The sequence below is a fragment of the Actinomyces urogenitalis DSM 15434 genome, from assembly GCF_000159035.1.
In the GTDB taxonomy this organism is placed as follows: Bacteria; Actinomycetota; Actinomycetes; order Actinomycetales; family Actinomycetaceae; genus Actinomyces; species Actinomyces urogenitalis.
Map to the genome: position 1 here is coordinate 306,392 of NZ_DS999575.1, position 10,816 is coordinate 317,207.

The 10,816-nt window shown below is 71.8% G+C and carries 11 protein-coding genes; 3 read left to right on the forward strand and 8 right to left on the reverse strand.

Annotation, left to right across the window (positions count from 1 at the left end):
* Positions 1–1,035, reverse strand: a 1,035-nt coding sequence (locus HMPREF0058_RS07270; RefSeq protein WP_006549109.1) for a molybdopterin molybdotransferase MoeA, incomplete at its 3' end; no start/stop codon positions are given.
* Positions 1,036–1,218: 183 nt separating this feature from the next.
* On the opposite strand from HMPREF0058_RS07270, the gene HMPREF0058_RS07275 reads away from it, so the two are divergent.
* A complete protein-coding gene (locus tag HMPREF0058_RS07275; RefSeq protein WP_006549110.1) occupies positions 1,219–1,692 on the forward strand; it encodes a molybdenum cofactor biosynthesis protein MoaE in 474 nt (157 codons plus the stop codon).
* Between the two features lie 22 nt (positions 1,693–1,714).
* On the opposite strand, the gene HMPREF0058_RS07280 is transcribed toward HMPREF0058_RS07275, so the two are convergent.
* The 3 genes from HMPREF0058_RS07280 to HMPREF0058_RS07290 all read right to left on the reverse strand — a co-directional run bounded on the left by HMPREF0058_RS07280 (position 1,715) and on the right by HMPREF0058_RS07290 (position 3,525).
* On the reverse strand, positions 1,715–1,990 hold the full coding sequence (locus tag HMPREF0058_RS07280; protein WP_006549111.1) for a MoaD/ThiS family protein: 276 nt from the start codon (positions 1,988–1,990) through the stop codon (positions 1,715–1,717).
* A 69-nt stretch (positions 1,991–2,059) separates the two neighbouring features.
* The gene (gene moaA / locus HMPREF0058_RS07285) at positions 2,060–3,184 is read right to left on the reverse strand and encodes a GTP 3',8-cyclase MoaA (RefSeq protein ID WP_006549112.1); all 1,125 of its coding nucleotides are present in this window, start codon (positions 3,182–3,184) and stop codon (positions 2,060–2,062) included.
* A 26-nt stretch (positions 3,185–3,210) separates the two neighbouring features.
* Positions 3,211–3,525, reverse strand: coding sequence for a DUF2249 domain-containing protein (locus tag HMPREF0058_RS07290; RefSeq protein ID WP_006549113.1), 315 nt, complete (start codon positions 3,523–3,525; stop codon positions 3,211–3,213).
* A gap of 107 nt (positions 3,526–3,632) precedes the next feature.
* Between HMPREF0058_RS07290 and HMPREF0058_RS13430 the strand changes: the two genes are divergently transcribed.
* Positions 3,633–6,128: a DUF8744 domain-containing protein gene (locus HMPREF0058_RS13430; RefSeq protein ID WP_006549114.1), complete on the forward strand. Its 2,496-nt coding sequence runs from the start codon at positions 3,633–3,635 to the stop codon at positions 6,126–6,128.
* A complete protein-coding gene (locus HMPREF0058_RS07305; protein ID WP_081449203.1) occupies positions 6,121–7,656 on the forward strand; it encodes a multicopper oxidase domain-containing protein in 1,536 nt (511 codons plus the stop codon). The genes HMPREF0058_RS13430 and HMPREF0058_RS07305 overlap by 8 nt, the downstream gene beginning before the upstream one ends.
* Before the next feature lie 8 nt (positions 7,657–7,664).
* On the opposite strand, the gene HMPREF0058_RS07310 is transcribed toward HMPREF0058_RS07305, so the two are convergent.
* The 4 genes from HMPREF0058_RS07310 to HMPREF0058_RS07325 form a co-directional block, all read right to left on the reverse strand.
* Positions 7,665–8,393, reverse strand: coding sequence for a helix-turn-helix transcriptional regulator (locus HMPREF0058_RS07310; RefSeq protein ID WP_040319758.1), 729 nt, complete (start codon positions 8,391–8,393; stop codon positions 7,665–7,667).
* Positions 8,394–8,402: 9 nt separating this feature from the next.
* Positions 8,403–9,083, reverse strand: coding sequence for a GNAT family N-acetyltransferase (locus HMPREF0058_RS07315; protein WP_006549117.1), 681 nt, complete (start codon positions 9,081–9,083; stop codon positions 8,403–8,405).
* A gap of 9 nt (positions 9,084–9,092) precedes the next feature.
* Positions 9,093–10,178: a ribosome small subunit-dependent GTPase A gene (gene rsgA / locus HMPREF0058_RS07320; RefSeq protein WP_006549118.1), complete on the reverse strand. Its 1,086-nt coding sequence runs from the start codon at positions 10,176–10,178 to the stop codon at positions 9,093–9,095.
* On the reverse strand, positions 10,178–10,816 hold a 639-nt coding region (locus HMPREF0058_RS07325; protein ID WP_006549119.1), incomplete at its 5' end, for a 3-phosphoshikimate 1-carboxyvinyltransferase. The genes rsgA and HMPREF0058_RS07325, both read right to left, overlap by 1 nt.

Sequence of the window (10,816 nt, forward strand, 5' to 3'; positions counted from 1 at the left end):
GAAGCCGCCCAGGCGAGCCAGCGCCGGGACGACGATGAGGGTGAAGGAGACCAGGACGCTGACCGGGTTGCCCGGGAGCATGAGGATCGGCACCTCGCGGCCCGGGCCTGCCTGCGCGTCCTGCCGGGTGTGCAGGGTGCCGTGACCCTGCGGCTTGCCCGGCTGCATGGCGACCTTGGCGAAGGACAGCTCCGCGCCGGCCAGGGCGCGCAGCCGGCCCGGGTCTGCCTGGCCGAGCATCTTGAGGGGGTCGAAGGCGCCGGCGGACACGCCCCCGGAGGTCAGCACGAGGTCCGCCTGGCCGGCCGCCTCAGCCAGCACCGTCTCCAAGGACTCCACCGTGTCTGCGGCGCGAGCGGTGAAGGTGACCCGGCCTCCGGCCTCCTCCACCAGCCCGGCCAGCAGCAGGCTGTTGGAGTCCGGGATGGTGCCGGGGCGCAGCGTGTCCTCGGGCTCGACGAGCTCGGAGCCGGTGGAGACGACGGCGACCCTCACCCGGGGCAGGACCCGCACCCGGGAGCGCCCCACCGAGGCCAGGGCCGAGATCGCCGTGGCTGACAGGAGAGTGCCGGCGCCAAGGACCGGGTCGCCGACGGCGACGTCCTCACCGGCCGTGCGGACGGACAGCCCTACGCAGGCCTCGGCCCTGATCGCGACCTGGGAGGGAAGCGGGTGGTGACCGGCCTGCTGATCGGTGTCCTCCACCTTGACCACGGCATCGGCGCCCTCGGGCAGCATGGCGCCGGTCATGATGCGCATGGCGGTGCCTGCCTGGAGGGCGGGTGGGACCGCGCCGGCCGGGACGTCTCCGGTCACCGCCAGCATGACGGGCGTGCTCGTGGTGGCACCGGCTGTGTCCGCGGCCCGCAGCGCGTAGCCGTCCATGGCCGAATTCGTCCAGGGAGGGACGGGCAGGGCCGCGGTGACGTCCTCAGCCAGGACCAGGCCGTGGGCCTGCGCCAGGGGTAGCTCCACGCTGGCCAGGGGGCGTAGAGGAGCCAGGACCTTGGCGACGTAGTCCTCGACGGGAATCATCTGTGGCACGGCTCCTCCTGTGGTGGTGTGGGACTGAGGTCCATCATGCCGCGCGGGCGGGCGGATCGCCGAGCCGAGGCGGGCGTGCGGTGGGGGGTGAGCGGGGAGGACGGATCCCGTGTACCGTCGTCGCCGCGACGGGCACCCAGCCTGCGCCCAGGACCGAGGACCTACGGAGGATCGATGGAGAGCATGCCAGCTGCGCAGGCGGGCGGAGCCGGGGCTGCGGGCCAGGCGGCGCGCGTGGTGCGCGCTGAGGTGACCGAGGCCCCGGTGAGCGTGGCGCAGCTCGCCGCCAGCGTCGAGGACCGCGGTGCGGGAGCCGTCGTCACCTTTGACGGGATGGTGCGAGACCACGACGGCGGACGTGGGGTGCGTGGGATCGCCTACTCCGCCCACCCCACCGCTGGCAACGTGGTCGCCCAGATCGCTGCCGAGGTCGCCTGCCGCCCGGGCCTGCGGGCGATCGCCGTCGTCCACCGGGTCGGGGACCTGGAGATCGGCCAGACGGCGCTGGGGGTGGCGGTGAGCGCGGACCACCGCGCGCCGGCCTTCGACGCCGTGCGTGACCTGGTGGAGGAGGTCAAGAAGCGTATGCCGGTGTGGAAGCACCAGCTCTTCGATGACGGCACACGGGAATGGTCCAATATCGCCTGAGCGCGGTGGCCGGCCAGGCACCTCAGCCGCCGGCAAAGGGCGGCAGGACGTCAATGCGGTCGCCGTCGGCGAGCGCCGTGAGCGAGTCCGCGGGCGTGGACAGGGAGTTGACGAGGTAGCTGGAGACGGCGATGACCTTGGCCATGGCCAGGCCTCGTCCGGCCAGCTGCTCGCGTAGCGCGGCGAGCGTGGTGCCGCTGGGCACCTCGATCCGCTCCTGGGCGCGGCCGGCTGCCTCGGTCGCGGCGGCGAAGTAGTGGACCTCCAGGCTGATGGTGTCGTGGACGGGATCGCTCATAGGCGGGTGACCTCCTCGGGATGGCGTGGTGTCGACGGGACTGGCGGTGCGGGAGTGGCGCAGGCGCCCTCAGCCGCCGATGGCGGACATGGTGCGGGCGGGCCTGGTGAAGCCGTCCGGAACCGCCCAGGGCTCGTCACTGCCGTGAGCCAGCGGCTTGGCCCAGGTCGCCCCGGCCCAGAGACGAATGAGGTCCTCGTCCGTGGCGCCCTGGCGCATCGGCGTGCGCAGGTCCGTCTCGGTGGAGGAGAACAGGCAGGTCATGAGCCGGCCGTCGGCCGTGACCCTGGTGCGGTCGCAGTCGTGGCAGAAGGGGGCGGTGACTGAGGAGATGATCCCGACGCTTCCTGCCGGGTAGGCGCCCGCCCCCTCGTGGGAGGACAGCGCCCGAGGGTCCAGGCGGCCGGCCTTGACGTGCCACAGGGCGGCGGGGCGGCGGTCGGCGCGCCCGGCCTGGCGCAGGGTGAAGCCTGCCTGGGTGAGGACCTGGAGGATCTCCTCCTGCCCCACGACCTGCTCGGGGCGCCAGGACTCACGCGGCCCCAGTGGCATGTGCTCGATGAAGCGCAGCTGCCAGCCCCGGCGCAGGCACTCGGCCAGCAGGCGGGCGGCCCTGCGGTCCAGCGTGCCCGGCATGGCCACGGCGTTGACCTTGATGGGTGCCAGGCCGGCGGCCTCGGCGCCGGCCACTCCGCGCAGGACGTCCTCCAGGCGGTCGCGGCGCGTGGCCAGGCTGTACTCCCGGGGGTCCAGGGTGTCGATGGAGACGTTGACCCGGTCCAGGCCGGCCGCACGCAGGCGGGCGGCCCGCTTGTCCAGGCCGAGACCGTTGGTGGTGATCCCGATGTCCGGCTTGGTCCCGGTGCGAGCCGAGCGCAGCGTGGAGACTGAGGCGACGATCTCCTCCAGGTCCTTGCGCATCAGCGGCTCGCCCCCGGTCAGCCGGATGCGCTCGATCCCCAGGCGCTCCACCCCGATCCGGGCCAGGCGCGCAATCTCCTGGGTAGTGAGTAGGGACGGCGTGGGCAGCCATTCCAGGCCCTCGGCGGGCATGCAGTAGGTGCAGCGCAGGTTGCAGCGGTCGGTTACCGACAGTCGCAGATCGCGCACGGTGCGCCCGTGGCGGTCCACGAGCACGTCGGGGACCGCCACGGGCGCACCGGACACAGACGTCAGGTCGGCCAAGCAGGTCATAGATCGATGGTAGCGGGCCTTAAGGCTCAGGCGGTGCGCAGGATCTCGACCCGCGCGAAGCCCTCTGAGGTCTCGATCACGCTGTGACGGAAGGTGAAGGGGAGCTGGTCGATCTGGTTGAGCAGTGGGGTTGGTACGTGCGGGGCGACGAGGTCGAAGCCTTCGCCCACCGTGAGGCTGGAGGCGGCTCCGATGACGGCGGCGTGCCGCAGCCGGTGAGGAATCGCACGTGCGTCCAGCGTGAGCCGCTCGGACTCGTGGCCGCATCCGCAGCCGCACCCGCCGTGGGCCTGCGAGGGGGAGACGTCCTGGACCGGGATGGTTGTGGGAGCGTCGCTCATGCTGCTTCCCTCTTCCTGTCTGGGTAGGTTGCGGCTCACAGCGGCATACGGTAGCTGTGAGCCGTGCGTCGTTGCCGCACGGAACTGATTTTATTACGGTTTGCCTTGTGAAAAACAAGGTGCTGCCGCGACTCGCGCTGCTTGTCCTGGCTGCGGCGTGCGTGCTCAGCGGCCTGGACGCTGCGCTGCTGCGCCTGGGGACAGGGGCACCTGTGGCTGGGACGTTGACCGCACGCCTGGCTGCGCTGCACGGCCCGCTCATGGAAGTGGGCTTCCTCGGCACGCTCATCAGCCTGGAACGCGCGGTGGCCGCACGTGCGCGCTGGGCCCTGGCCGCACCGGCGCTGAGCGCCGGCGGCTGTCTGGCGCTGGTCGCCGGGGCGCCACAGGTCCTGGGACAGGGCATGGTCCTTGTCTCCGGCCTCGTCCTGCTCACGGTCTACGCCTGCGTCTACCGCCGAGCCGTCTCAGTCGCCCTGGACGTGGAGTCCCTGGGCGCGGTGGCGCTGGTCCTGGGCAACCTCACCTGGCTCGCAGGCCACGACGTCGTGGCCGCAGTCCCGCTGTGGCTGCTCTTCCCGGTCCTGACCGTGGTCGGTGAGCGTCTGGAGCTGGCGCGGGTCGCCTTTCTCGATCCTGTGGTTGAGGCCGTCGTGCGCGCTCTGGCCGTGATCGCGCTGCTAGGGGCGTGCGCGCTGCCTGTCACCGGGACGGGCAGGCTCGCCAGCGGCCCCGCGCTGCTGGGGCTCGGCGTCGTCATGGCCTGGTACGACGTCGCCCGACGCACCGTCCGCGCAACCGGGGGAGTGCGTCTGGCGGCCGCCTGCATGATGGCCGGATACCTCTGGCTCGCCGTGGGCGGTCTCGCCTGGACGCTGACCGCCTGGACCCAGGGAAGCGGGGCTGCCTACGAGATCATCATCCACGCCCTCTCGCTCGGCTTCGCCTTCTCGATGGTCCTCGCCCACGCTCCCACGATCCTGCCGGCTCTCCTGCACCGGCAGCTGCCCTACCGCAGGATCATGTGGCTCCCCCTTGTCCTGCTGCACCTGAGCCTGGTGGTCCGTGTAGCCGGACTGGTCAGCGAGCAGGTCCGCGCCTGGCAGGCCGGGGGGATCATGGGGGTCCTGGCTGTCCTCGTCTTCCTGGTCACCTCGGCCCTGATCACGCTGAGGGCCGGACCGCTCGGCGTCGGATCCTCGTCCCAGGGCGGGGGCGCCACGGCGGGCAGGGTGACGCTCTCACCGCTCCAGGCGGCACGTGGCCGCCGTGGACACCGGCGCCGCGAACAGGTGCGGCGCAACGGAGTTGTCCTGGCCTGGGTGATCGTGGCCGGAGTGCTCGCCGTCCTCATCCTGGCCGGCCCGCTGGCAGCCTGGGGACAGTGGATAGCGCTGCACACCCTGCTGCTGGGCGGGATCGGCTCAGCCATCACCGTGTGGTCGGCCCACTTCGCTGACACCCTCCTGCACCGCCCGGCGCTGGGAGGCGCGGCGCTGGTGGACCTGCGTCTGGCGGTACACGGCCTGGGAACGCTCGCGGTCCTGGTCGGCATCACCTCCCACCACCAGGTGCTCGCGATGGCCGGGATGAGCCTCGTGACAGCCGCGGCCCTAGCCGGAGCGGTCGCGATCGCGGTCCAGTACCACCGCGCCGTCGCCCCGCGCCTGGCAGGGCTGGCGGTCCACTACGCCCTGGCCCTGATCCTGCTTGCCATCGGGGCGGTGCTCGGCTATCTCACCAGCTGGGCCGCGGAGCGTGGCTGGGCACGCTTGTCTGACGTCTTCTACCTGGCCCACACCACCACCATGCTGCTCGGCTTTGTGGGAACCACGGTGCTGGGCACCCTCACCGTGCTGTGGCCCACCATGCTGCGCACCAAGATGGAGCCCTGTGCCCCCACCTGGACGAGCCGAGGCCTGCCGGCGCTGGTCGGCGGGACCGTGATGGTCGCCTGCTCGGGCCTGTGGCAGCCGGCTGCTGGGCTCGGGACCCTGGTCTACCTGGCCGGGGCCGGCGGCGTCCTCGTGCCAGCCTGGCGCACGGCCCGTCGCGTGCCACCCACCTCCTTCTCCACTGCCTCATCCGCGGCCGCAGTCGCCTGGTTCCTGGGCTGCGTGGTGTGGATGGGCCTGGGCGTGACCACGGCGCCGAACCTGGACCAGGCCCGCGAGGTCATCCACCTCCTGCGCGTGCCGCTGGCAGCAGGATTCGCCCTCCAGGTCCTGGGAGCGGCGTTGAGCTATCTCACCCCCGTCATGCTGGGTGGAGGACCGGCGACGACCCGGTTGACCAACCGTGTCATGGACCGCGCCGCCGCCTACCGGGTCACGGCGACCAACGCGGGTCTCGCGCTCGCGGTGGCCACGCCCTTGCCCTGGACCGTCCGTATGGCGGGCGCCCTGCTCGCCGGCGCGGTGGCGGCCTACGTCGTGGTGGGGATGGGGCTGAGCGCGCGGGAGCTGGTCCGCCGCACCCGCCGCGGGGACGACGACGTCGTAGCCACCAGCCTCACCGTCGGCCCGCCGGCGCTCGCCCCAGGCGCCGCCCATCTACCCGTTGGTGCCCTGTCCCCACGTGAAAAGGAGCCTCGCCGTGCCTGAGACCACCAGTCCGTCTGATTCGCAGGACGCCACCGGCCCTGTTGCTGCTACCTCTCGCCGCGAGGTCACCGCGGGAACCGCCCCGGCCGTGGCCAGAGGCAAGGGGAGCGCACGTGATGAGCGTGCGGCAGGAGGGCAGACTGGCGTTGGAGCGGGCCGGCGCGGGGTGCTGCTCGGTCTGGTCAGCACCGGGGCTGCCGTCGTGGCAGGCGCCGCCGCGTCCACCTGGCGTCAGTGGTCAGGGGACCGCGGGACCCGCGACGTCGTCGCCGCTACTGGCCGGACCGTTGAGACCACGCTGCGGGTGGAGGGCATGCGATTCGTCCCGGACACCGTCCAGGTCCAGGCCGGAGACCGGCTCGTGATCACCCTGGACAACACCTCCGACCAGGTCCACGACCTGGTCCTGGACACCGGCGCTACCACCGGTCGGGTCTCAGCCGGGGGCAGCGCCCGGCTGGAGGTCGGCCTCGTCACCGGCCCCCTCCAGGGCTGGTGCTCGATCGCCGGGCACCGCGCCCAGGGCATGGTGATGCAGGTGGTTGTCGGGGCCGCTGCCTCCGGGACGGACGCGCCCGCGGACCACGAGGACCACGGCGCGCAGGTGAGCCCCACCGTCGACCTCCAGGCACCGCTTCCCGAGGGCTTTGCTCCCTACGAGGCTGCCCTGGTCCCGTCTTCTCACGACAGCGTGCACCGCGTGACCTTCACCGTCACTGAGGTCGAGCAGGCCTACGTGGGAGCAGGGGTCTACCAGACGCGCTGGACCTACAACGGCACCGCGCCGGGCCCCATCCTGCGCGGCAAGGTGGGCGACACCTTCGAGGTCACGCTCGTCAACGGGGGCACCATGAGCCACTCCATCGACTTCCACGCCGGGATCGTCTCCCCGGACAAGCCCATGCGCTCGATCGGACCAGGAGAGTCGCTGGTCTACACCTTCACGGCACAGCACTCAGGGATCTGGCTCTACCACTGCTCAACCGCCCCCATGAGCCTGCACCTGGCCTCGGGAATGTACGGTGCCGTCATCATCGACCCCGATGGCTTGGCCGAGGTAGACCGCGAGTACCTGCTCATCCAGGCCGAGACCTATCTCGGTCTGGACAGCGGCCAGCAGGAGGAACAGACCGCGACCTCGACGGCGATGACGGACAAGATCGCTGCCAAGACGCCGGACCTCGTGTGCTTCAACGGGGTGGCCTTCCAGTACGCCCTGGCGCCCTTGCAGGCTCGTGCGGGAGAGCGCATACGGCTGTGGGTGCTCGACGCCGGTCCCAGCCTGCCCACCTCCTTCCACGTCGTCGGTCTGCAGTTCGACACGGTCTTTGCGGAGGGCACCTACCTCCTGGGCGGGCCGCAGGAGATCGGACGCGCTTGGCACGGCGGGTCGCAGGCCCTGGCCCTGCAGCCCGCCCAGGGAGGCTTCGTCGAGGCCGTGGTGCCTGCGGCTGGGCACTATGCGATGGTGACCCACGTCTTCGCTGACATGGACAAGGGCGCCAAGGGGATCCTGGAGGCCGTCTAGGGCAGGCCCTACCCCCGCTGCCAGCGCAGGTGGCAGCCGTCAGGCAGCAGGGGAGTGAGCTCCAGGTGAGGGCGCTCGCCAGGCTCCTGCGGCTCATCGCGCGACGCGACGCCGGCCAGGGCCTCGTTGAGGAAGCCCTCGTGCATGTGGCAGACCATCTCGTGGGGGACCCTCGTGCCCGTCACCAGGGGGCAGGCGCGCAGGACGAGCGTGTCCTTGCTGGGGTCGGGGGCAAAGCCCATGCGGCTGAGCGCCGGCAGCAGGCGGCGCAGGAGCTGAGTGGGATCCGCCTGGGCGGAGTCGGAGTCGGTCGTGGTGCTCGCGGCGTCGTCGAGTGCGGCCTCGTGGGCCCAGCGGCGCCCGATCTCGTGGGCCAGGCGCCTGGCATCCTCGCCGCTTCCCAGGGTCTGGGCGATGGCGTCAAGGAGGGCGAGGTAGGAGTCCAGGACCTCGCCTGGATCCGGGGCGACGGCGGTGTAGGCCAGCGCGGGGCGGCCCCGCCGGCCGGTGGGCTGGGCGGCAGCCGAGACGAATCCGGCGCTGACCAGGGCCTCGAGGTGCTCTCGCACGGTGTTGTGGTGCAGACCCAGCATCTGTGCGACCTCGGCGGCGCGCAGGGGCCGGTGAGCGGTCTCGACCGTCTCCAGCACACGCAGATGAGCGGTGGACAGTTCAGCCCTCGTTGACAGGTCGTCCCAGGACGGGCGAGGCAGGCGAGAATGCTGACGGACAGGCACGCGAAAACTTTATGCCCGCGGACGGGAAAAAGAGTGGTCATGCAGCCCGGCGCCGTGGGCGGGACGGGTCATCGCCCAGTAGGTCGGCAGCGGCGGGCTGGAGAGCTCGGCGACCTCGCGGTAGCCCAGGCGCTGGTACAGGCGCTTGGAGGCTGGCGTGGTGGACTCCAGGTGGGCGGGCAGGCCGTCAGCGTCTACTCGCTCCAGACCGTGACGGAACAGGGCGGTACCCGTTCCGGTGCCGCGAGCCTCGGGCGCGACGGCGATCATGTAGGCGTACCAGTGCGGCTCGGTGGGGCGCTGGGCATCGCACTGGGCGCCGTCGAGCAGGACCAGGTCCCAGGCCCCACCCAGCAGGTCCAGGTCCAGACCCTCAGGAAGGGCGTCGCCAGGTCCCAGCGGTCCGGCAGGATCGCCGTCGGCTGGCGGGTCCCACAGCATGGCGCCCAGGACGCGTTCGCTGCCGGCCTCGCCCTGGACAGCGAGGTCGACCCGGGCGCCCAGGCACCGATCCGGATCGGGGGACAGGTAGTGATCGGCCAGCTCCACGCGGTGGAGGTGGTCCAGGGCCGCGCGTGGATCGGGGGCAGGAGCCACGATCGCGCTCATGAGCGGGTCCTGGATGAACACCGAGGTCAGCAGGCCAGCCACCGCGTCTAGGTCGGTCGGGGTAGCGGGGCGAAGATGCATGTCTCTCCTTCAGTGGCGATGGGTGGTGGGGACCGGGTCCTCGGCCTCCAGGGAAGGGGCAAGGAGGCGGCGGAAGGAGTCCAGGCGGGCGCGTCTGATCCCCTCGGGTCCCACTGCGGCCCACGCGTCCAGGGTGCAGTCGATCACTCCCTCGGCGTGGGTGCAGCCGCGAGGGCAGTCCGCGGCCACCTCGGCCAGGTCCGGGAAGCCACGCAGAACGTCGGCGCTGGAGACGTGTGAGACGCCGAAGGAGCGTACACCGGGCGTGTCAATGACCCAGCCGCCGCCCGGAAGCTCCAGGGCCTGCAGGCTGGTGGAGGTGTGGCGGCCCCGCCCAGTGACCTCGTTGACGTGGCCGGTGACACGGTCGGCGCCGGGGACCAGGGCGTTGATGAGTGTGGACTTGCCGACCCCCGAGTGCCCCACGAACACCGCCGTGCGCCCGGCGATCGCCTCGCGCACCGCGGCCACGCCGTCACCGGCAGCGCGTGTGGCCTCAGCGCGGCTGGAGGGATCCAGGTACGTCGGGAAGGTACGCACGCCCAGTGGCTCGTACAGGGCCAGGAGCGGGCCGGCGTCGGCCAGGTCGGACTTGGTGAGCACGAGCAGCGGCTCCATGCCGGCGTCGTAGGCGGCCACGAGGTAGCGGTCGATCATGCGCGGTCGCGGCTCGGGATCGGCCACGGCCGTGACGATGACGAGCACCTCGGCATTGGCCACGACTGGCTTCTCCGTCCCGGCTGCGTCGCCGTCCTCGGCGCTGCGGCGCAGCAGGCTGGCGCGCTCCTCGACCCGCACCATACGGGCCAGGGTGTCCTTGCGGCCGCTGACGTCGCCGACCACGGAGACCTCGTCGCCGACCACCACCTTGCCGCGGCCCAGCTCACGGGCCTTCATCGCCGTGATGTCTCCCGACCCGTCCTGGGTGAGTGAGGGGTCGGTGAGGCGAATGCGGTAGTGGCCGCGGTCGATACGCGTGACCATGCCACGCACGGCGTCGTCATAGTTGGGACGCTGCTTGGTGCGCGGACGCGATCCCTTGCCAGGGCGTACGCGCACGCGGGGGTCGTCGGTGCCGATGTCGCGGCGAGCCATCAGGCCTCTCCTCTCGGGGACGTGGGAGATCCGGTGCCTAAGCGCGAGGTTCCTGCTCCCACGGTCAGCAGGCGGGACCACATCGCGGGGAAGTCAGGCAGGGTCTTGGAGGTGCAGGCCACGTCATCCAGCGTGGTGCCCGGCACCCCCAGGCCTACGAGCGCGGCGAAGGTCGCCATGCGGTGGTCGGCGTAGGCATGCAGCTCGGCGGGGTGCAGACTGGCTCCGGCAGGCAGCGCCTCAATTTCGATACCGTCCTCGGTCTGGCGAGCACGGCCCCCCACCCGTCTCATCTCGGTCACGAGTGCCTCCAAACGGTTGGTCTCGTGGCCCCGCAGGTGCGCGATCCCTCGCAGGCGGCTGGCGTGGCCCTGGGCACTGGCCAGCAGCGCGAGGGCCGCCACACTCGGAGCGAGCTCTCCCACGGCTGACAGGTCCGCGTCGATCCCGCACAGCTGTCCCGTGCCGCTGGCGGTGAGCACCAGGGAGCCGTTGGGCTGAGGCTCGGCACTGACCTGGCCGCCCAGGCGCGGCAGCAGGGACCGCCAGGCGTCGCCGGCCTGTGTGGTCTCAGCAGGCCAGTCGGGCACGCGCACGCGCCCCCCGGCCACCAGGGCGGCAGCAAGGAAAGGCCCGGC